Genomic DNA, 19,914 nt, shown 5'->3' on the forward strand with positions numbered 1-19,914 from the left:
CGTCACCAGCGGTGACCCCGCTCCGCCCATGTGCGGCGGTGCCGTCGCGGGTGAGGCGGTCGTAGGGTGGATAGGTGACCATTGACCTGCGGGCCGACCCGATTACGCTGACCGCCGCTCTCGTCGATATCCCGAGTGTTTCGCGGGACGAGGCGGTGATCACCGACCTCGTCGAGCAGGCGCTGCGCGAGCAGACCAGTGGGTTCGAGGTGCTGCGGCACGGCAACGTGGTGCTGGCGCGCACGCATCGGGGGTTGCCGACGCGGGTGGTACTGGCCGGGCATCTCGACACGGTGCCGATCGCCGACAACGTGCCCGGGCACTTCACGGTGAACGCGGCGGGGGAGCGGGTGCTGTACGGGTGCGGGTCGGTCGATATGAAATCCGGCGACGCGGTGTTCCTGCACCTGGCCGCGACCGTCGCCGAACCGGTGCATGATCTGACGCTGATCTTCTACGACTGCGAGGAGATCGCCTCGGAGTTCAACGGGCTCGGGCACATCGAACGCGACCTGCCGGAGTGGCTCGCGGGTGACCTCGCCGTGCTCGGCGAACCGTCGGGCGGCTGGATCGAGGCGGGTTGCCAAGGAACGCTGCGGGTTCGGCTGTCCACCGCCGGAATCCGCGCACACTCGGCGCGAGCCTGGTTGGGCGACAACGCGATTCACCGCCTGGCGCCGATCTTGCAGCGGCTGGCCGACTATCGGGCCCGCGAGGTCGACATCGACGGGTGCGTCTACCGCGAAGGCTTGTCCGCGGTGCGCGTGTTCGGCGGGGTGGCGGGCAATGTGGTGCCCGACGCCGCCGAGGTGGACGTGAACTTCCGCTTCGCGCCGGATCGCACGGTCGCCCAGGCCATCGAGCACGTCCGCGAGGTCTTCACCGGTCTCGAGCTGACCTTCGAGGTCACCGACGCCGCACCCGGCGCGCTGCCCGGCCTGACCGCCCCGGCCGCCAAGGACCTGATCGCCTCGGTGAACAGCCACGGCGGCGGCGGAGTGCGCGCCAAATACGGCTGGACCGACGTCTCCCGCTTCGCCGCCCGCGGCATCCCCGCCGTGAACTTCGGCCCCGGCGACCCCAACCTCGCCCACAAACGCGACGAACACGTCCCCGTCGACCAGATCACCGCCGTCACCGCCATGCTGCGCACTTACCTCACCGGCGGTCGAACGGACTGATCGGCCGTGGCCATTGCGCCGCTGACCTGAGCCACGCGTCGGGCACGTGGGCCCATGCAAGGCGGTCCAGTAGTCAGCTGCGGACATCGGCGGCGCTCGCAGTGGGTCGGCTCGTAGGTCGCGCGGATCGCGAGGCTTTGCCGGTCCGCAGGTTGCTGGTCTGCCTCGCTGGTGGGTCGGGTCGCTGAACGTGGGACGACTTCTCGGCTCCCGGCAGTTGCTCCGCTCGCCGCCCGGTAGCGTGAACGCATGTCCACTGACGCCGCTGACCGCGAGGTTGCCAACAAGCCGAAGTCGACAGCCAAGTTCCGCGGGCCAGTCATGTTCCGCCGCGACCGCAAGGACGGTATCGGCACTGCCGACCGGAATTTGCTGGATCGGCGCGGTGACACCGATTGGGTGCACACCGACCCGTGGCGCGTGCTGCGCATCCAAGCCGAGTTCGTGGAGGGCTTCGGCGCGCTCGCCGAGGTGCCGCGCGCGGTCACCGTCTTCGGTTCGGCGCGCACCGGACCGGATCACCCGGAGTACCAGGCGGGCCGGGCGATCGGCGCCGCGCTGGCCAAGGCCGGTTTCGCGGTGATCACCGGCGGCGGGCCGGGCGCGATGGAGGCGGCCAACCGGGGAGCGTGCGAGGCGGGCGGCTACTCGATCGGCCTCGGCATCGAGCTGCCGTTCGAGCAGAGCCTCAACGACTGGGTCGATCTGGGCATCAACTTCCGCTACTTCTTCGTCCGCAAGACGATGTTCGTGAAGTACTCCGAGGCGTTCATCTGCCTGCCCGGCGGCTTCGGCACCCTGGACGAGCTGTTCGAGGCGCTCACCCTGGTGCAGACCCGCAAGATCACCCGTTTCCCGATCATCCTGTTCGGCAGCCGCTACTGGTCCGGCCTGGTCGATTGGCTGCGCGACTCGCTCGGCGGCTCCGGCAAGATCTCGCCCGGTGATCTCGAGCTGATCCACGTGACCGACAGCGTCGAGGAGGTCGTGCAGATCATCCTCGCCAACGCGGAGGCGAACGGCGCGGAGAATGCGCTGGGCACGGAGGATCAGTGGTGACCGAGCCAGTGCAGCCGTACGCGATCTGTGTCTACTGCTCCGCGAGCACGGTGGATCCCGTCTACCTCGAGCTGGCCGCCCAGGTCGGCGCCGAGATCGCCCGGCGCGGTTGGCAATTGGTGTCCGGCGGCGGCAATGTCTCGATGATGGGCGAGGTGGCGATCGCGGCACGGGCGGGCGGCGCGAACACCATCGGCGTCATCCCGAAACATCTGGTGCACCGGGAGGTCGCCGATGTCGACGCCGACGAGCTGATCGTCACCGACACCATGCGCCAGCGCAAGCAGACCATGGAGGACCGCGCCGACGCCTTTCTCACGCTGCCCGGCGGCATCGGCACGCTCGAGGAGTTCTTCGAAACCTGGACCGGAGGCTATCTGGGACAGCACAATAAACCCGTGGTGTTGCTGGACCCGAATGGCTTCTACCGAGGCCTTTTCCAGTGGCTCGACGAACTGCACGACCGTAAGTTCGTCCCCCAGCCCGCCATGGACCGCATCACCGTGGTCACCGATCTACCGTCGGCCTTCGCGGCGTTGGAGGCGCGAGCAACACCTTCCTGATGAGGAGCATGGCAAGTGAGTGATCGTGTGAGCCTGCTGAACCTGGCCAAACACCTACCCGCGATGGCGCTCGACGCACCGGGCATGCTGCGCAACGCGACGGGCATGCTGGTGAAGCCGGACAGCAAATCCTCTGTCGGGCTGTACTTTCAGCGCACCGCACACCGGCACCCGGACCGCCCGTTCCTGCGTTTCGAGGGCACCACCTACACCTACGGCGCGGCCAATGCCGCGGCGAACCGCTACGCGTCCGTGCTCGCCGAGCACGGGGTCGGGCGCGGCGACGTGGTCGGTGTGCTGATGACGAACCGGCCCGAAACCCTGTTCGTGGTGCTGGCTTCGGTGAAACTCGGCGCCACCGTCGGCCTGCTCAACCACAATCAGCGCGACCAGGTACTCGCGCACAGCTTCGGGCTGCTGAACAGCGTGCTCAACGTGATCGGCGAGGAATGCAAGGAAGCGCTGGACTCGCTGTCCGAGCCGCTCGCGAATACGTTGTCCGCCAACGACTTGCAGGTCGCCGCCGAGTCGGCGGCGGCCACCGATCCGCCGGTGTGCGCGGAGATCACCGCCAAGGAGCGGGCTTTCCTGATCTTCACCTCGGGCACCACCGGTCTGCCGAAGGCCAGCGTGATGACGCACCTGCGCTGGACCAAGAGCATGGCGGGCCTCGGCGGCCTCGGAATTCGCCTGCACGGCAACGACACTCTGTACTGCTGCCTGCCGCTGTACCACAACAACGCGCTGACCGTCGCGCTGTCGGCGGTGGTGTGCGCCGGCGGCACCCTGGCGCTCGGCAGGCAGTTCTCGGTGTCGCGTTTCTGGGACGAGGTGATCCGCGAGGAGGCCACGGCCTTCATCTACATCGGTGAGCTGTGCCGGTATCTGCTGAACCAGCCCGCGAAGCCGACCGATCGGCAGCACCGGGTCCGGCTCGCGGTCGGCAACGGGCTGCGCCCGGAACTGTGGGACGAGTTCAAGCAGCGGTTCGGCATCAACCGGATCGTCGAGTTCTACAGCGCCAGCGAGGCGAATGTCGCTTTCATCAACGCGTTCAGCGTGGACCGCACCGCGGGCTTCGGACCGCTGCCGTACGCGGTGGTCCAGTACGACGAAGAGACCGGAAAAGCCAAGCGCGACAACAACGGTCGGCTGCGCAAGGTCGGCACCGGCCACGTCGGGCTGTTGCTGTCCAAGGTGACTGACCGCTCGCCGTTCGACGGCTACACCGACAAGGAAGCCTCCGAGGCCAAGTTGCTGCGCGACGGTTTCCAGCAGGGCGACGTCTGGTTCGATACCGGCGACCTGGTCCGCGACCAGGGCTGGCATCACATCGCGTTCGTGGACCGGCTCGGCGACACCTTCCGCTGGAAGGGCGAGAACGTCGCGACCACCGAGGTCGAGGGCGCGCTGACCCGATCCGACGCGATCGCCGAGGCGGTCGTCTACGGCGTAGATGTGCCGGGCACCGACGGTAAGGCGGGCATGGCCGCGGTGACGCTGAGCCCGGACGCGGAGTTCGACGGCAAGGCGATCGCCGAGCTGGCCTACCGGCAGCTACCCGGCTACGCCGTCCCGCTGTTCATCCGCGTGGTCGACGAACTGGAGCAGACCTCCACCTTCAAGAGCCGCAAGGTCGAACTGCGCAAGCAGGGCTACGCCGACGGCGACGGCACCCTGTACGTCCTGGCGGGCCGCTCCAACGGCTACGTCCCCGCCTACGACGACTACGCCGAGGATGTGGCCGCAGGCCGCGCCCCGAAGAACTGACAACCCCTGCTGGCGCGGTACCGCTCGTACACCGGTCGGTACAGTCGGAGAATGTCCCGCACCACCGTTACGCCGCTTCCTACGCTGTGCGGCAAGCCGGTGGCGACCGATCGGGCGCTGGTGATGGCGATCGTGAATCGCACGCCCGATTCGTTCTATGACAAAGGCGCCACCTTCACCGACGCGGCGGCCATGGACGCGGTGGCCCGCGCGGTGGACGAGGGTGCGGATCTGGTCGATATCGGCGGGGTGAAGGCGGGCCCTGGCTCGCTGGTCGACGCCGCCGAGGAAGCGCGGCGGGTGATCCCGTTCGTCGCGGCCATTCGCGCGAAATACCCCGAGCTATTGATCAGCATCGACACCTGGCGGGCCGAGGTGGCGCTGGCTGCGGTCCAGGCGGGTGCCGACCTGATCAACGACACCTGGTCCGGCGCCGACCCGGGTCTGGTGCAGGTGGCCGCCGAGCAGGGCGTCGGAATCGTGTGCAGCCATACCGGCGGTGCGGTGCCGCGTACCCGTCCGCATCGGGTTCGCTACGCCGATATCGTGGCCGAAGTCACCGACACCGTGGTGCGGGCGGCCGAAAACGCCGCTGCCGCCGGTGTGCGCAAGGATTCGATTCTGATCGATCCGACCCATGATTTCGGCAAGAACACTTATCACGGGCTCGAGTTGTTGCGCGGAGTGGACGTTCTTGTAAATACCGGGTGGCCAGTCCTGATGGCACTCAGCAACAAGGATTTCATCGGGGAGACTCTAGGTGTCGATCTTTCCGAACGGCTGGAGGGCACATTGGCAGCAACAGCATGGTCGGCCGCCGCCGGCGCCAGAGTCTTCCGCGTCCACGAAGTCGCCGCGACCCGGCGGGTGGTGGACATGATCGCCGCGATCCAAGGCGTCCGGCCCCCAGCACGCACCCTGCGAGGTTTGGTATGAAATTCCACCACCGCGAGCCCCACTGGGCGACGACGAATACCTGGGACACCCCCGACTGGACGGTCGACGAACTCGTCGCCGCCAAGGCCGGCCGCACCGTTTCCGTGGTGCTGCCCGCCCTGAACGAGGAAGACACCGTCGCCGACGTGGTGGCCAGCATCATGCCGCTGCTCGGCACCCTGGTCGACGAGCTGGTCGTGCTCGATTCGGGCTCGACCGACGCCACCGCCGAGCGGGCCGCCGCCGCGGGCGCCGAGGTGATCACCCGTGAGCAGGCGGTGCCCGAGCTGGACCCGGTGCCAGGCAAGGGTGAGGTGCTGTGGCGTTCGCTGGCGGTCACCAGCGGCGATCTGATCGCCTTCGTCGATTCCGACCTGATCGACCCCGATCCCGCTTTCGTGCCGAAACTGCTCGGCCCGTTGCTCACCGTCGACGACATGCACCTGGTCAAGGCCTACTACCGCAGGCCGCTGCGGCAGGGCGGTGCGGTGGACGCGCACGGCGGCGGCCGGGTCACCGAGCTCGTCGCCCGCCCGCTGCTCGCCGCGCTGCGTCCCGAGCTCTCGCAGGTGCTGCAGCCGCTCGGCGGCGAATACGCGGGCAGTCGTGAGCTGCTCACCGCGGTGCCGTTCGCGCCGGGCTACGGCGTGGAGATCGGCTTGCTGCTCGATACCTACGACCAGCTCGGGCTGTCCGCGATCGGGCAGGTGAACCTGGGGGTGCGCACGCACCGCAACCGTCCGCTGGCCGATCTGGGCGTGATGAGCAGGCAGATCCTGGGCACCGTGCTCGGCCGCAGCGGCGTGCAGGACTCCGGGGCCGCGCTCACCCAGTTCCCGCTGATCGGCGATGCCTTCACCGCGCACAGCACCGAGGTGTCGCTGGCCGATCGGCCGCCGATGAATACGCTGCGCCCCGCGTGGGTAGCGGCCTGAGCACAGCCTGATCAGTGAACCCGGGTGCCGTCGGCGCTCGGGTTCACTGCTTTTTCGTCCAATCACCTGCGCTGGCAACGGATGCGATTTGTGCATTCGCGATTTTGCCCAGCGCGTTAGCTGATCGGACGCTAGGGTGGGGATGGTCTTACGTTCGATTTCTGTACTTCATGGTTTCGCGTCCATCGCACGCTCATGAGCAGGAGATACGTCGATGACTATTGGTGAGCTACCCAAGCAGGACACGCGGCAACCAGAGTTTGCCGGTCCCGATTACACGCTGGCGACATTGCGGGTGAACGGTCACGTTTTCCCGGTGGCATTGGAACCGAGAGTCAGCCTGCTCGACGCCCTGCGCGAATACCTCCGGCTCACCGGCACCAAGAAGGGGTGCGACCAGGGTGCCTGCGGAGCGTGCACGGTATGGGTCGACGGTAAGCGCGAATTGTCGTGCCTCACCTTGGCATTGAGCGTGGAAGGGCGCGAGGTCACCACGATCGAGGGCGTCGCGGAGGGGGAGGAACTGCACCCGGTGCAGCGCGCGTTCATCAGCTGCGACGGCTTCCAATGCGGCTACTGCACGCCGGGACAGATCATGTCGGCGATCAAATGCATCGAAGAGGGCCACACCGGCAGCGACGCGGAGATCGCCGAATGGATGAGCGGCAATATCTGCCGCTGCGCCGCCTATCAGAACATCAGGGACGCGATTAAGAGCGCAGAGGCCGAGCTGGGGGAGACCCGATGAAGCCCATCGCCTTTGCCCGCGCCGAGACGGTCGACCAGGCACTCGCCGCGGTGACCGCCCGCCCGAACACCGTATTCCTCGCCGGCGGTACCACTTTGGTGGACATGCTGCGGATCGGTGCGATGGAGCCGGACAACGTCGTCGACATCAACCGGTTGCCGCTCACCGATTTGGAGCACCGCCCGGACGGCGGCCTGCGCATCGGCGCGATGGTCCGGATGAGTGAGGTCGCCGCCGATCCCGGTGTCGTCGAACGCTTTCCGTTCCTGTCCATCGCGCTGGCGAAGGGCGCGTCCGCGCAGATTCGCAATATGGCCTCGATGGGCGGCAATCTGATGCAGCGGGTGCGCTGCCCGCAGTTCCGCGATATCGCCTACGCCTGCAACAAACGCGTCCCGGGCAGCGGGTGCGGCGCGCAGGAGGGACTGCACCGCGGCAATGCCGTATTGGGCACCAGCGAGCACTGTTTCGCCATGCACCCCTCCGATATGGCCGTCCCGCTGACCGCACTCGACGCCGTCGTGCAGGTGCAGGGACCGCGCGGCACCCGCGCCATCGCCTTCGACGACTTCTTCCTCCTGCCCGGCGACACACCGCATCTCGAACATCCGATCACCGCCGACGAGCTGATCGTCCGAATCGACGTGCCGCCCTTGCCTTTCGCGCGGAACTCGCACTATCTGAAGGTGCGTGACCGCGAATCCTATGAGTTCGCCGCCGCTTCCGCGGCGGTGGCGCTCGAGCTGACCGACGGTGCGGTGCGTGATGTCCGCATCGGCCTCGGCGGCGTGGCAACTAAGCCGTGGCGCGCCAAGATGGCCGAGGCGCTGTTGATCGGCAAGCCCGCCACCAAGGAGAACTTCGCCGCCGCCGCGGCCACCGAACTCGCGGCCGCCGATGGCAGCCACGAGATGAACCGGTTCAAAATCGAACTGGCACAGCGCACCATGGTGCGAACGCTGGAGACGGTCACCGCGCAGATCACGCAGCGGGGAGGCCGGAAATGAGCGCACCCACCGCCCCGAAGCTCGTCGGCCAGGGCCTCGACCGGATCGACGGGCACGTCAAGGTCACCGGCGCCGCCCGGTATACCGCCGAGATCCCGATGCCGAACGCCGCCTACGGCGTCATCGTCGGCGCCGAGATCGGCAGCGGCACAGTGACATCCATCGATGTCAGCCACGCGTTGCGTGCCGGTGCGGTGGCGGTGCTCACCCACGAGAACCTGCCGCGGGTCCCGTCGGTGCCGCTGATGCCGTCGCTGTTCGGCCAGCCCTCGCCCGGGCAGACCTTCTTTCCCATGCAGGACACCACGATCCACTACTTCGGCCAGCCGATCGCCGTCGTGGTCGCGGACACCTTCGAGGTAGCCCAGCAGGCCGCCCGGCTGGTCGAGGCCACCTACGACGCGAAGCCCGCACTGGTGCAGTTGGACGACGGACGCGCCGAGCAATACCTGCCCGACAGCATCTTCGCGGGCATGGTCCCCGCGTCCCAGTCGCGCGGCGACTTCGCGAGTGCGAGCGCGGCCGCCGCGCACACCGTCGACGCGACCTTTCGTTTCGCCGCCAACCACCACAATCCGATCGAATGCTCGGTCACCGCCGCGATGTGGAACGGGGATTCGGTCACCGTCTACGACGCCACCCAGGGCATCGTGGCCAGTCAGCTGACCATCGCGGCGCACCTGGGCATCTCGCCGAGCAAGGTACGGGTCGTCGCCGATTACGTCGGTGGCGGGTTCGGCGCCAAAGCCCTGATGTGGCCGCACGTCACGCTCGCCCCGCTGATCGCGCGCGAGCTCGGCAGGCCGATCCGGGTGATCCTGAACCGCGAGCAGATGTTCTACGGCACCGGATTACGGGAAGAACAGGAGCAGCGCGTCACCCTGGTCTGTGACGCCGACGGCCGGTTCACCGGGCTGCGCCACCACAAGCTCTCCGTCACTTCACATTTCGACGACTGGGCCGAGCCGTCACTCGAGGTAGCGAGCAAGGCCTATGGAATCCCGCACTGGGAGGGGCAGTATCGGCTGATCAAGGGCAACACGATGACGCCGACCTTCATGCGCGGGCCGGGCGAGGCGTCCGGCATGATCGCGTTGGAATGCGCCATCGACGAACTCGCCGACCAGCTCGAGGTGGACCCGGTCGAGCTGCGGCTGCGCAACCATGCCGCCGTCGATCCGGAGAGCGGAAACCCTTGGAGCTCGGATGGTTACCTCGACTGCCTGCGGCTGGCCGCCGAACGCTTCGGCTGGGACGGCCGTAATCAGACCCCCGGAGCGAACACCGACGGCAACTGGCTGATCGGCTGGGGCGTCGGCACCGCGGGCTACCCGGTGTACGAACCGGGCCAACCGCAGCGCGCCCACGCGCGCTTACGTTCGGACGGCTCGCTGGTCGTGCAGACCGGCACCCAGGAGTTCGGCACCGGTGTCGCGACCGCCATGTCCCAGGTCGCCTGCGACGCGATGGGCATGCCGTTCGACCGCATCCGCTTCGAGATCGGCAACACCGACTACCCGAACATCGCGGCCACCGTCGGCTCGATCGGCGCGAGCGCGGTCAGCGCCGCGGTGCACACCACCTGCACCCAGTTGCTCGCCCAGCTCGTCGAGATCGCGGTCGCCGACATCGACTCGCCGCTGCGCGGCCGGACGCCCGACGAGATCGAAGGCGTCGCGGGCGTGCTGCGGCTGATCGACGACCCGTCGGTGTGCGATGCCTACGCGGAAGTGCTGGAGCGCAACCATCTTTCGGATATCGAGACCACCGGCAGCTGGCGGCCGGACACCACCCCGTCGGGCTACGCGAAGATGAGCTTCGGCGCCCAGTTCGCGGAGGTCGCGGTGGATCCGGAACTCGGCCTGATCCGGGTCCGCCGGATGGTCGGTGCCTTCGCACCCGGCCGGGTGCTCAACGTGAAGCTGGCGCGCAGCCAGGTGCTGGGCGGCATGAATTGGGGCCTGTCCCAAGCCCTGATGGAGGCGAGCCTGCCCGATCCCAGGGACGGTCGCTGGGCCAATGCGTCACTGCTGGAATACCTGCTGCCGGTCAACGCCGACGCCCCCGAGGTCGACATCTCCTTCGTGCCGGTCGACGACACGGTGGTGAACCCGTTGGGCGTCAAGGGCATCGGCGAACTCGGCATGATCGGCGCGGCCGCCGCCATCGTCAACGCCGTGCACCACGCCACCGGCCGCTCCCTCCGCGACATACCGCTGCGCATCGAACACCTGCTCTGAGACGAACCCGCACCCCCCTCTCGGGATCCGCACCGCCTCCGGCGTCCGCAAGCGGTGCAGATTCCGAGACAGGGTGCGCCTGGGGGCTGCACTCTTTGTTGGGGCCCGCATCGCCTCGGGCCGCCCGCAAGCGGCAGGGTCCCAGAGCGGGTGCAACTTGGGGCCGAACATTTGTTGGGGTCCGCACCGTCTCGGGCGGCCCGCAAGCGGTGCAGGCCCCTGAGAAGGGGTGCACCCTTTGCTGACTGCGGGGTGCGGGTCAGCGGTGGATGGGGCCGTCGGTGCGGTCCAAGGGGCGGGCTGAGGCGTTGCCGCGGTCGGCGAGGATCTGGGCGGCGATGGAGATGGCGGTCTCGTCCGGGGTGCGGGCGTTGAGGTCGAGGCCGAGTGGGCTCTTGAGCCGCGCGAGGCTGCTTTCGGTGACGCCGGCGGCGCGTAGTCGATCGGTGCGTTCGGCGTGTGTACGGCGGGAACCGAGGGCCCCGACGAACGCGATCTCCGTGATGCTCAACGCCGCCACAATGGTCGGCACGTCGAACTTGGTGTCGTGGGTGAGCACACAGACCACGGTGCGCCCGTCGATGCGCCCTGCCTCGTGCTCCGTGCGCAGGTACCGGTGCGGCCAGTCCACCACGACCTCGTGCGCGGACGGGAAACGGGCCGGGGTGGCGAAGGTTTCGCGGGCATCGACGACGGTGACCCGGTAGCCGAGTTGACGGCCGGTACGGCTGAGGGCCCGCACGAAATCGTTGGCACCGGCCAGGATCATCCGCGCGGGTGTGGCGAAGACCTGTACGAAAACCCGCGGGCGCGGCGAGGCGTCGGCCTCGCATTCGTCGGCACCGACCACGCCGCTGTGGCCCGCGGCGAGCAACGCGAGGACGTCGCGATCGACGCCGTGCCACGGCTCGGTCGTGCCGGTGTGCGACAACTTCCATTCCGCCGTCGCGTCCAGCCGGGTGGCCAGCGCGACGGGGCTGCCCTCGGTGATCCGCCGGTGCAACTCCGACAGCAGCGGGAGGTGTTCCGGTCCCACCTGTTCGACGAAGACCTCCATCTCGCCGCCACAGGTCAGCCCGACCGCGAGACCGTCGCCGTCGGCATAGCCGAACCGGTCGGTCACCGCTTGGCCGGTGGCCAGCACCTGACGCGCCGTCTCGACGACAGCGGCCTCTATACAACCGCCCGACAGCGAGCCGACGACCTCACCGGAGCGGGTGACGATCATTGCGGCGCCTGCTTCGCGCGGCCCGGGACCGGTCGTATCCACCACCCGAGCCAGGGCCACCGGCCCCTGCCCGGCCAGGGCTGTCAACTGCTCGAGCATTGCGCGCATCAGCACGGGTCCTCTCTCGAGCCGGCACGCCGGAGTAGACCGGCTACCTCGAGCCTAGCTACTCGAAAGCTATTCGTCCGTGCGCGTGGGTCAGGACTCCCGTTGCTGCGCGCTCGCGTGCTCCATCTCCGGCGCGACCAGGCGTTCGGCCGTCTCGTCGACGGCCGGAGCGTCCTCCTCGGCGAGTCGCCGTTGTAGCGCGGCGACGGTCAGGTGTTCCGACGACTTGGCCGGTCTGCGCAGCATGGTGACGATCAGGATGAGCAGGCCGAGCGCCAAGAGGGCGCCGCCGGCGATGGCGAGCGGATTCATCACTGCCTCCTCGGGACACGCATCATTCGGCCGTTTCGCGGAGTGCGAGGCCGGGTGGGACCGTGCCGGTGTGGAAGTAGCCCGCGAAGATCTCGGCCGCATCCTCGGCGGTGAAGACCTCGTCCGGGTAGATCCACGGAGCAGGCATGTTCTCCGGAACCTGCACGCAGATGCCGGGCTCGCCGTCGCGGCTGCCCGCCCGGCCGACGACATACCGGCGCGCGGCGCCGTCGACGCGGGTGTGCAACTCAAGAATCAGCGCGTCGGCCGAGCCGGTGCAGCGCAGGTAGTTCTGGCCGGGGGCGGAGCTGATCGCGGGGGTGATGTCGGCCGGGCGCATCGGCGCGGGCAGGCGGGTCAGCTGCACCGAGAAGCGGTGGTGGCCGTCCAGCCTGCGCAGCGGGCGCAGGAAGTTGTCGATGCTCTCACCGGTGCCGATGAACAATTTCAGCCGGTCGCTGTAGGTGACCCGATGGGTCGTGACGATCGGCTCGGCCGCGTCGACGGTGGCGGTCGGTGCCTGTTCGACCGGCTGCCGTCGCGCCGTCCGGACCGTGGGCGCGGAGCTGGCCGCCGTCGAAAGTTCAACACTCATCAGAGCTCACCTATCACGCATAGTTATCTTCTAGCTATTCAAGCATCGCACCGCGATTTACCTAAGGGAAGACCTGAGTGACCCGTGACACAATTAGGTCACGGTTGTCATCGACCACGCCCTGTGCCGGCTCGACTGCCAGCGGAAATCAGCGACGGATACCCGGTGCGGGCAAACGGGTTTCGGGATCGTGCCGGTAGACCGGCGTGAGCAGCTCGGCTTCCAGCGGTTCGCCGGTCGCCCGGTCGAACCGGCAGGCGACGAGCACTGAGAACAAGTGGGTGCTCGCCCGTTCGTGCAGGGTGGCCAGCCGGGTGGCGAGCAAACGGATGGCACCGAGCGAACCCGGCGGGTGCATGCCGTCGATCATCAGCACGCTGCCGCGCCCGTCCGGACGTGGCAGTCGCGCCAGGTAGGCGATGTCGTGCGGGTCGGGTCCGCCGGGCCGATATACCCGGCGCGCGGCCCGATCCTCGATGCCGCGCCTGGCATCGCCCGCCCTGGCCACCGCGCGCCGCAGCCGCGGATCCGCCGCGATCAACTGCCGCACGCTGGGCGAGAGCTCCGGCCCGCCGAGCACGATGAGACCGTCCCGGTTCAGGTCGACCGGTCTACCGGGTAAGAAGTGTTCGATCGAGGCGGTGAAACCCAGCTCGCGTAGTAGCTCGACGAGCCGATGCGGCGCCGCGGGATCCGGTGCGCCGATCACTCGGCCCGCCCGTACCTCCGGCACCAGCACCGTGAGCGTCCCGTGCCCGAAGAACAAGCCCTCCGGTGCGGGACCCTGGGTACTCACCTGATGGATTCGAGCGCGGGAAAGCCCGGCTGCCGCACCGATTCTGGCGAATGTCCAGCCTTCGGCGTGGAGCTCCCTGATCACCGCACGGCGGATCCTGGTGAGCTCGTTGATGGTCTGCTGGGCCGCAGCCACACCATCGGTGGCCGCCTTCAATCGCTCGACCTTGTCCTCGATCGCGAAAACGCGCGCCACGTCATCGGCCGACATGTGGGAAGTCTAGACAGCTGGACAGGCCAAAGTGTCTAGTTCGGTTGACACTGCGGCCTTCTCGTGACGCGTTCGTGCCGACTTTTATCGGAGAACGGCAGTCCGCCGGGCCGCTGAACTCAGGTGGCGTCGGTGTCGATCGGGGGACGTTCGTTGCGCTCCAACGGCTTTTCCAACTTGGGCATCGGATAGTCCGGCATGCCGCTGTTCGTGCCGTAGATGTCCTTCTTGTCCGGCAGTGCGTCCTCCATATTGCGGAAGATCGAATCGTCGCCATTGAGAAGGTGTTTGGTCACCATCGAGCGCGGGCTCATGCCGCGCAGTTCGTTCAGGTCGGCCAGCGGCTTGCGCAAGTCCTCGAACTCCGGGCCGAGCTCGTCCTTGAGCTGCGAGGTCGCGCCGCTGGCGTAGTCGCGCACCTGACGCAGGCTGCGCGTGGTCCAGCGAACCGCGCCGGGCAGTCGCTCCGGTCCGAGGATCACGAGGGCGGCGACGAGCAAGATCATCATCTCGCTCCAGCCGATGCTGCTGAACACCTAACCAGGCTACCCGGCCATTCGACCAGCGGCTCAGTCGGATTCCAGGGTGGCCGTCACGTCCACCCGCCTGCCATCGCGAATCAACTGCACGTTCACCGTGTCGCCGATCTTGTGCATCTGCACCGCGACGACGAGCTCGTCGCGCGAGGTCACCTCGCGATCACCGACCTTGACGATGACATCGCCCTCGACGATGCCTGCCTTGGCGGCGGGGCTGCCCGGCGAGACATCGGCGATTCTGGCGCCGGAGATCACCTCGTTGGCCACGTTCTTCGTCTGCGCGCTGACGCCGAGCTGTGCGTGATGGATGGCGCCGTCGCGGATCAGCGTCTGCGCCACGCTGGTCACCCGGTCGACCGGGATGGCGAAGCCGAGGCCGACCGAGCCGCCGGATTCGCTGCGGATCGCGGTGTTGATGCCGATCAGCCTGCCCTCCATGTCGACGAGTGCGCCACCGGAGTTGCCCGGGTTGATCGAGGCGTCGGTCTGCACCGCGTCGATCACCGCTTTGGTGTCGCTGCCCTCGCCCTCCAGGTTCACGGGGCGGTGCAGTGCGCTGACGATGCCGGAGGTGACCGTCTTGCTCAGCCCGAGCGGCGAACCGATGGCCAGCACCTCGTCGCCGACCTGGACGTCGTCGGATTTACCGAGCTTGGCGACGGTGAGGTTCTTGACGTCGACCTTGAGCACGGCGAGGTCGGTCTTCGGGTCGCGCCCGACGATGTTGGCGGGCACCTTGGTGCCGTCGGCGAACTGGACCTGGATGGTGGCCCGGTTGGTCTTGTCCTGGGCGGCCATCGAGACCACGTGATTGTTCGTCGCGAGGTAGCCCTGGCCGTCGAGCACCACGCCGGAGCCGGTCGCGCCGTTGTCGCCGACGGTGACCCGGATGGACACCACCGACGGCAGCACCGCGTTGGCGACGTTGGCGATCTGGCTGTGCGGCTGGTCGCCGCCGTCGTCGGTCTGCTGCAGCGTCACCGGGCGCGAGGTGAGGCTGGAGGCCTGTTCGGCCGTCATCCTGCCGACCAGACCGCCGAGCACGCCGACGGCGAGGGCGACGAGCGCGAGCAGCGCGAGGGCCTTGGGGGCGACGCGGGAGCCGAAGAGGACCTCGCGGGCGCTGAGGCGGTGGGCCTGCGGCAGCGGCTCGGCCTTGGGGGTCGGCACCGCGGGGGCGCCGAGCCGGGCAGCGGAAGTCGGGTCACGCCACGGATCGACCGGACCGGCCACCGGTGTGCTGGTGTCGGCGGCGTCGGGATCGCGCTGCAAGAGTTCGGCGGAACCCTCGGGGCGACCGAACGCCTCGGCGAGCACAGCGTCCGGCGGGCGGTTCTGGGCGTCCTGCCCGGCCATCGGTCCGGCACCGCGGGGCAGCGGTTCGGCGAACGAGCCGGAAAGGCCCGCCGGCCTGCGGAAGGCGCGGGCGGTGTGCTTGTCGACATGGGGTCGATAGACCGGGCGCGGCCCGAGGACGGGCGCGTCCGGCGGCCGCAGGTTCCCCCTGTTGGCGCCTATGGTTCCCTCGCTACGCTCAGTCACTCGGGAAACTCTACTTGCGCCACCACGTAGTCCACCGAGTCGCGGCGAACGAATCGGTCAGAAAGCCGAAAACCGCCTCGTTGCGCGGAGTCCCGTTGGTACTCGCGGTCTGGCTGGACGCGCCGCCGGGCAGATCGGCGAGCGGAATCCGGGTCAGGCTGTCGTGCAGGCCGTGCGGAATCGAGATCGGGCCGGACTGACGCAGCGCGATGCGCGCCTGCTGCTGTGCGTCGACCTCGGCCGCGCACTCCGGGCATTGAGAAAGATGCTGGGCGGCACGCAGATAGGCGTTCATCCGCAACTCGCCGTCCACATAGGCCGCGACCGCTTCGCTGGCCAGATGCTCGGTGGGACGGAATCGAGGCGGACGACGACCGGGCGTGCTGGAGTCGCCACTCATTCGGTGCTCACCCTTCCAACCGACATCATCCGATCCGTAGGGTGATGCCGGCTTTCGTCCAGCTCACCCGAGGCTTGCTTCAGCAGCGAACCGCTGCTCACTTCCATTATGCGCAAGGTAGTCGCGCAGTGCCTGTCGCCCGCGATGAATCCGGCTGCGCACGGTGCCGAGTTTCACGCCGAGCGTAGCGCCGATCTCCTCGTAGGAGAGTCCTTCGATGTCACACAACACGACCGCGGCCCGGAATTCCGGGGCCAGCGAATCCAGTGCCCGCTGTAGATCCGGGTCGAGGCGGGCATCGTGATAGGCCTGCTCCGGGTCGGGACCCTCGGACGGGACCCGGTCGTAGTCCTCGGGCAGCGCCTCCATCCGGATGCGGTTGCGGCGCCGGACCATGTCCAGGAACAGGTTCGTGGTGATGCGGTGCAACCAGCCTTCGAAGGTGCCGGGCTGGTAGTTGGACAGCGAACGGAACACGCGGATGAAGGTCTCCTGGGTGAGATCCTCGGCATCCTGTGCGTCGCCGGAGAGGCGGTAGGCCAAGCGGTAGACCCGGTCGGCGTGCTCACGGACCAGGTCGTCCCAGGACGGCATGGCCGCCCGGTCACCGGTGGCATCGAAAGCAGCGGTACCGGTGAGATCGACGGCCTCTTCGGCGTCGGACTCGATCGGGAGGATCTGCTCGGGAAGGGTGGCGTGCTCACGCGCCGCATCGACCATGTGGATGGGGCTACCTCCTACTAGGGACCGTAAACTCGGAACTCGGCTCGGTTCCGAAATCTCTTTCGGAGGTGGAACCGTTACGTTGGGATACAACCGACAACCTGTATGCCGTTGTTCCCGCGTCCCGTGTCGAAGGTCGACTGGTCTTGCGTTGCCCCTACTCTTTCCTGTCCTGATATGGCCTGGATATGGAGATGCTGAGGGACACCTGAGAAAACTGGCGGCGAGATTGCCCGGCGGGGCAGGAGTTCGGAACGCGCGGATACCAGCTGCCCAGCATTAACCTCATACCCGTGGCATCGAATTTGGAGCGAAATCTCGCCTACGTGGAGGAATCCGTCGTGGAAGACGAGATCCTCGTCAGCGCGCGCGAACGGGCCACCGAGCTCGGTGCGGTGCCGGTACCGCCGTCGGTGGGCGCATTGCTGAGCATGTACGCGCAGCTGCTCGACGCCAAAGCGGTGGTCGAAGTGGGTACCGGCGCGGGAATCAGCGGGCTGTGGCTGCTCGACGGCATGCGCGAGGACGGCACGCTGACCACCATTGATTCCGAGCCGGAGCACCAGCGCGCCGCCAAGGAGGCTTTCCGCGCGGCCGACATTCCGCCCGCGCGCACCCGGCTGATCAACGGCCGAGCGCTCGATGTGCTGCCCCGGCTCGCCGACGGCGCGTACGACCTGGTGTTCATCGACGCCGCGCCGCTCGAGCACCCGCAGTACGTCACCCAGGCGGTGCGGTTGCTGCGCGCGGGCGGGGCGATTCTGCTGCACAACGCATTACTCGGCGGCCGGGTACCCGATGCGGCGCAGCGCGATCCGGCGACCCAGGCGGTGCGCGCGGCCACCCGCGCGATCGCCGAGGATCCGGAACTCACCAGCGTGCTGATCCCGGTCGGCGACGGTTTGCTCTGCGCCTCGCGCGGTTAGTCGCGCCACCATTCGGCGCCCATAGTGGATATCCGTGCGTGACATGGGATTCCTCCGCCTCGCTCCGGGTACCCGATGGGCAGCCAATGGTGGCGGAGGTATAGCAAATGCGTGGATACGAACTGTTCGAAATCGGTCACGTCGGCCATGTCGTCGTAGAACATCGATCGAGTTGGTTGCGGCCCACGCTGTTCTTCCTCGGTTTGGTCATTGTCGCCGCGATCGTGGTGATGCTGGTGGTGAGTAACGCCGATTTCGATACCGGCCCCGCGAAATTCACGCCGACCCCGGGGCCCTGCGAACCGTTCTGCACGGCGCCGCCCGCACCCCGATAGGTAGTCCGCCGCGCGCACGCACACCGGCAGGTGATGCGTGTTTTCATGCTGCCCGCGGTGCATGCGAATTCACTTGTCGCACTGAGCATTGCGCGCCCCGATCGGTGACAGATCATGGAATACGAAGGCTCACAACGGATGTACGATGGCCGGTTGCCCTTCGGAAGGTCGCGCTCGCAACGCCGAGTACCGGCGCCGAACGCGCACGGAGGTCGACCGGATCGCCGGTGACCGACCCCGGAGGGGTGGGCCGGTCGCCGGCGCTGCCCTCGGCCGAGTCGCCGAATACAGCAACAGCGCGGCGATTCGAGGCGCATGCTGCTCAGAGCACGTCTGTACCGGAGAGGTAGTGCCCCGCTCGACGCCTGCGGAAGAGGTGCGACCCGAGTGATCTACTACATCTTGAACAACGATGGCGACGGGCGGCCGCCGATCCACTGGGGCGGGGCGATGATCGCGTTCGCCCTGGTCCTGGTCGGCGCGGTGCTGGTGGTCTACCTGGTCAGCACCGCCGACTTCGGGCAACCGGCGACGTCGACGGTGCCGCGCACGCCGGGCCCCTGCGCGCCGTTCTGCCCGGCTACGCCCGGGCCGCCGCGCTGATCGCCGGGTCGGCCACCAGCGCGTGCGCACGGGACCACTGCGCGGCGATGGCGGCGAGTTGCGCGGCCTCCTCCACCAGGTTGTCGCCGGCGCAGTGGTGCATCGAGCCTGCGCCCGTCGGCACATCGCCACGGGTCTTGGCGGCGCAGGCGCGCACGAGTCGTACCGCGAGGTCCAATGCTTCGCGTTCCGGAGTGGTGCGGGCGGACGCGGTGATCGCGGCCCGGAGCTCCGCCGGCGTGGGGGTGGCGTACCGGGCCAGGATGAGCACACTGTCGCGGATCTCGATGACGGTGCGATGCAGGAAATATCGGCTGTGGTGCGCAGCAACCGGCGTCGAGGTGCGGTGCACGATCTCGGGGCAGGCCTTCGTCAGATCGAACCACAACGGCAGCAGACGTTTCCGGCGTCGTGACCAGGCATCGAGCCCGATCGCGTCGATGAGCCAGGCCGCCACCGGCACCGCGCCGATCACCAGGAACGGCAACGCCTGGAAGAACACCGCGTTGTTGTCGATGACGAGTTGCGCACGCGTCAGCCAGCTCTCGTGTCCCAGCGCGCGCAGGGCGGTGCTGACGAAGGTCAGGCTGAACATCAGGAAGACGGTGCAGCCCGCACCGAGGACCGTGGCGTGCAGGGCGCGTTCGCGGCGAGCGTGCTGGGTGCGCATCTCGGCGATGCATACCCGGCCGAAGTAGAACACCATCCAGTAGGACAGCGGCGCCAACGCCAGCCAGAAGCCGAACTGGCCCCAGCCCGGCTGCTCGTACATGGTGAACGGGCTCGGCCCTTGTGCGGGCCCGCTGCAGAGCATGCCCACCGCACAGGACACGCCGGCGAGCCCGTAGACGAGGGCGGCCGACTGCACCCGACCCAGCATGGCGGCCGCGACCAGCAGGCTCGCCGCGGTGCTGAACATGAAACCGATGGCGCCGAACTGGTAGATCAGGCCAATGCTCAACCGTCCGCCGGTGAGTGCGCTCAGCTCGCTGCGCAGCGTCGGCTCGTGCGTCGTGAGGATCCCGGTCACCGTCACGAGCAACATGTTGAATCGGCGTTCCACCAGCGTGGTGCGGAAGCGGAGCAGGCGGACCGTCAGCAACAGCCACGAGGCCACCGTGATCGGCAGGGTCACGGTGATCGGCAGCATCAGCGCGT

The 19,914-nt window shown here is 68.0% G+C and carries 21 protein-coding genes; 12 read left to right on the plus strand and 9 right to left on the minus strand.

Annotated features, from left to right (window positions below):
- Window positions 1-74 precede the first annotated feature (74 nt).
- The 9 genes from dapE (at window position 75) to NN4_RS27580 (ending at window position 10,439) form a co-directional block, all read left to right on the plus strand.
- Window positions 75-1,181: a succinyl-diaminopimelate desuccinylase gene (gene dapE, locus NN4_RS27540; protein WP_147137393.1), complete on the plus strand. Its 1,107-nt coding sequence runs from the start codon at window positions 75-77 to the stop codon at window positions 1,179-1,181.
- A 249-nt stretch (window positions 1,182-1,430) separates the two neighbouring features.
- Window positions 1,431-2,240: an LOG family protein gene (locus tag NN4_RS27545; RefSeq protein WP_147137396.1), complete on the plus strand. Its 810-nt coding sequence runs from the start codon at window positions 1,431-1,433 to the stop codon at window positions 2,238-2,240.
- Entirely contained in the window at window positions 2,234-2,803 is a 570-nt protein-coding gene (locus NN4_RS27550; RefSeq protein ID WP_147137399.1) for an LOG family protein, read from the plus strand. Before NN4_RS27545 ends, NN4_RS27550 begins: the two co-directional genes overlap by 7 nt.
- Window positions 2,804-2,818: 15 nt before the next feature.
- Window positions 2,819-4,573, plus strand: coding sequence for a long-chain-acyl-CoA synthetase (locus tag NN4_RS27555; RefSeq protein WP_222595183.1), 1,755 nt, complete (start codon window positions 2,819-2,821; stop codon window positions 4,571-4,573).
- 51 nt (window positions 4,574-4,624) lie between these two features.
- Window positions 4,625-5,509: a dihydropteroate synthase gene (gene folP, locus NN4_RS27560; RefSeq protein ID WP_147137402.1), complete on the plus strand. Its 885-nt coding sequence runs from the start codon at window positions 4,625-4,627 to the stop codon at window positions 5,507-5,509.
- Window positions 5,506-6,444 (plus strand): glucosyl-3-phosphoglycerate synthase, encoded by a 939-nt coding sequence (locus tag NN4_RS27565; protein ID WP_186818664.1) that lies wholly within the window; start codon window positions 5,506-5,508, stop codon window positions 6,442-6,444. The genes folP and NN4_RS27565 overlap by 4 nt, the downstream gene beginning before the upstream one ends.
- A 214-nt stretch (window positions 6,445-6,658) precedes the next feature.
- A complete protein-coding gene (locus NN4_RS27570; protein ID WP_370465380.1) occupies window positions 6,659-7,192 on the plus strand; it encodes a (2Fe-2S)-binding protein in 534 nt (177 codons plus the stop codon).
- A complete protein-coding gene (locus NN4_RS27575; protein ID WP_147137409.1) occupies window positions 7,189-8,199 on the plus strand; it encodes an FAD binding domain-containing protein in 1,011 nt (336 codons plus the stop codon). Before NN4_RS27570 ends, NN4_RS27575 begins: the two co-directional genes overlap by 4 nt.
- Window positions 8,196-10,439, plus strand: a complete 2,244-nt coding sequence (locus NN4_RS27580; RefSeq protein ID WP_147137411.1) for a xanthine dehydrogenase family protein molybdopterin-binding subunit — start codon at window positions 8,196-8,198, stop codon at window positions 10,437-10,439. The genes NN4_RS27575 and NN4_RS27580 overlap by 4 nt, the downstream gene beginning before the upstream one ends.
- 259 nt (window positions 10,440-10,698) lie before the next feature.
- On the opposite strand, the gene NN4_RS27585 is transcribed toward NN4_RS27580, so the two are convergent.
- The 8 genes from NN4_RS27585 to sigE all read right to left on the minus strand — a co-directional run bounded on the left by NN4_RS27585 (window position 10,699) and on the right by sigE (window position 16,889).
- Window positions 10,699-11,775 (minus strand): XdhC family protein, encoded by a 1,077-nt coding sequence (locus NN4_RS27585; RefSeq protein ID WP_186818665.1) that lies wholly within the window; start codon window positions 11,773-11,775, stop codon window positions 10,699-10,701.
- Window positions 11,776-11,865: 90 nt separating this feature from the next.
- A complete protein-coding gene (locus NN4_RS27590; RefSeq protein ID WP_147137414.1) occupies window positions 11,866-12,087 on the minus strand; it encodes a hypothetical protein in 222 nt (73 codons plus the stop codon).
- A gap of 22 nt (window positions 12,088-12,109) precedes the next feature.
- Window positions 12,110-12,682 (minus strand): hypothetical protein, encoded by a 573-nt coding sequence (locus NN4_RS27595; protein WP_147137417.1) that lies wholly within the window; start codon window positions 12,680-12,682, stop codon window positions 12,110-12,112.
- Window positions 12,683-12,830: 148 nt separating this feature from the next.
- A complete protein-coding gene (locus NN4_RS27600; RefSeq protein ID WP_135233149.1) occupies window positions 12,831-13,688 on the minus strand; it encodes a hypothetical protein in 858 nt (285 codons plus the stop codon).
- Window positions 13,689-13,807: 119 nt separating this feature from the next.
- Window positions 13,808-14,224 (minus strand): Sec-independent protein translocase protein TatB, encoded by a 417-nt coding sequence (gene tatB, locus NN4_RS27605; RefSeq protein WP_107659109.1) that lies wholly within the window; start codon window positions 14,222-14,224, stop codon window positions 13,808-13,810.
- 33 nt (window positions 14,225-14,257) lie between these two features.
- Window positions 14,258-15,769, minus strand: coding sequence for a S1C family serine protease (locus NN4_RS27610; protein WP_147137420.1), 1,512 nt, complete (start codon window positions 15,767-15,769; stop codon window positions 14,258-14,260).
- 10 nt (window positions 15,770-15,779) lie between these two features.
- Window positions 15,780-16,169, minus strand: a complete 390-nt coding sequence (locus tag NN4_RS27615) for a zf-HC2 domain-containing protein (protein ID WP_147137423.1) — start codon at window positions 16,167-16,169, stop codon at window positions 15,780-15,782.
- 63 nt (window positions 16,170-16,232) lie between these two features.
- Window positions 16,233-16,889 carry an RNA polymerase sigma factor SigE gene (gene sigE, locus NN4_RS27620; RefSeq protein ID WP_135233145.1) on the minus strand — a complete coding sequence of 219 codons (657 nt, stop codon included), beginning with the start codon at window positions 16,887-16,889 and terminating at the stop codon, window positions 16,233-16,235.
- 296 nt (window positions 16,890-17,185) lie between these two features.
- Here sigE and NN4_RS27625 point away from each other — a divergent pair, with 296 nt between their 5' ends.
- The 3 genes from NN4_RS27625 (at window position 17,186) to NN4_RS27635 (ending at window position 18,756) form a co-directional block, all read left to right on the plus strand.
- Window positions 17,186-17,818: an O-methyltransferase gene (locus NN4_RS27625; protein WP_370465379.1), complete on the plus strand. Its 633-nt coding sequence runs from the start codon at window positions 17,186-17,188 to the stop codon at window positions 17,816-17,818.
- A 107-nt stretch (window positions 17,819-17,925) separates the two neighbouring features.
- Complete coding sequence (locus tag NN4_RS27630) at window positions 17,926-18,153, plus strand: hypothetical protein (RefSeq protein ID WP_147137426.1); 228 nt, start codon at window positions 17,926-17,928, stop codon at window positions 18,151-18,153.
- Between the two features lie 387 nt (window positions 18,154-18,540).
- Window positions 18,541-18,756 carry a hypothetical protein gene (locus tag NN4_RS27635; protein WP_147137429.1) on the plus strand — a complete coding sequence of 72 codons (216 nt, stop codon included), beginning with the start codon at window positions 18,541-18,543 and terminating at the stop codon, window positions 18,754-18,756.
- On the opposite strand, the gene NN4_RS27640 is transcribed toward NN4_RS27635, so the two are convergent.
- Window positions 18,734-19,906, minus strand: a complete 1,173-nt coding sequence (locus tag NN4_RS27640; RefSeq protein WP_147137432.1) for a DUF6545 domain-containing protein — start codon at window positions 19,904-19,906, stop codon at window positions 18,734-18,736. The genes NN4_RS27635 and NN4_RS27640 overlap by 23 nt on opposite strands.
- Window positions 19,907-19,914: the final 8 nt, after the last annotated feature.

It is taken from the genome of Nocardia ninae NBRC 108245, from assembly GCF_007990755.1.
GTDB lineage: Bacteria > Actinomycetota > Actinomycetes > Mycobacteriales > Mycobacteriaceae > Nocardia > Nocardia ninae.

What these genes read in the sequence shown, in the direction of transcription:
- NN4_RS27545 (WP_147137396.1), top strand. Translation starts at nt 1,431, where the DNA reads ATGTCCACTGACGCCGCTGACCGCGAGGTTGCCAACAAGCCGAAGTCG.
- folP (WP_147137402.1), top strand. Translation starts at nt 4,625, where the DNA reads ATGTCCCGCACCACCGTTACGCCGCTTCCTACGCTGTGCGGCAAGCCG.
- NN4_RS27565 (WP_186818664.1), top strand. Translation starts at nt 5,506, where the DNA reads ATGAAATTCCACCACCGCGAGCCCCACTGGGCGACGACGAATACCTGG.
- NN4_RS27570 (WP_370465380.1), top strand. Translation starts at nt 6,659, where the DNA reads ATGACTATTGGTGAGCTACCCAAGCAGGACACGCGGCAACCAGAGTTT.
- NN4_RS27575 (WP_147137409.1), top strand. Translation starts at nt 7,189, where the DNA reads ATGAAGCCCATCGCCTTTGCCCGCGCCGAGACGGTCGACCAGGCACTC.
- NN4_RS27580 (WP_147137411.1), top strand. Translation starts at nt 8,196, where the DNA reads ATGAGCGCACCCACCGCCCCGAAGCTCGTCGGCCAGGGCCTCGACCGG.
- NN4_RS27585 (WP_186818665.1), bottom strand. Translation starts at nt 11,775, where the DNA reads ATGCGCGCAATGCTCGAGCAGTTGACAGCCCTGGCCGGGCAGGGGCCG.
- NN4_RS27590 (WP_147137414.1), bottom strand. Translation starts at nt 12,087, where the DNA reads ATGAATCCGCTCGCCATCGCCGGCGGCGCCCTCTTGGCGCTCGGCCTG.
- NN4_RS27595 (WP_147137417.1), bottom strand. Translation starts at nt 12,682, where the DNA reads ATGAGTGTTGAACTTTCGACGGCGGCCAGCTCCGCGCCCACGGTCCGG.
- NN4_RS27600 (WP_135233149.1), bottom strand. Translation starts at nt 13,688, where the DNA reads ATGTCGGCCGATGACGTGGCGCGCGTTTTCGCGATCGAGGACAAGGTC.
- NN4_RS27615 (WP_147137423.1), bottom strand. Translation starts at nt 16,169, where the DNA reads ATGAGTGGCGACTCCAGCACGCCCGGTCGTCGTCCGCCTCGATTCCGT.
- sigE (WP_135233145.1), bottom strand. Translation starts at nt 16,889, where the DNA reads ATGGTCGATGCGGCGCGTGAGCACGCCACCCTTCCCGAGCAGATCCTC.
- NN4_RS27630 (WP_147137426.1), top strand. Translation starts at nt 17,926, where the DNA reads ATGCGTGGATACGAACTGTTCGAAATCGGTCACGTCGGCCATGTCGTC.
- NN4_RS27640 (WP_147137432.1), bottom strand. Translation starts at nt 19,906, where the DNA reads ATGCTGCCGATCACCGTGACCCTGCCGATCACGGTGGCCTCGTGGCTG.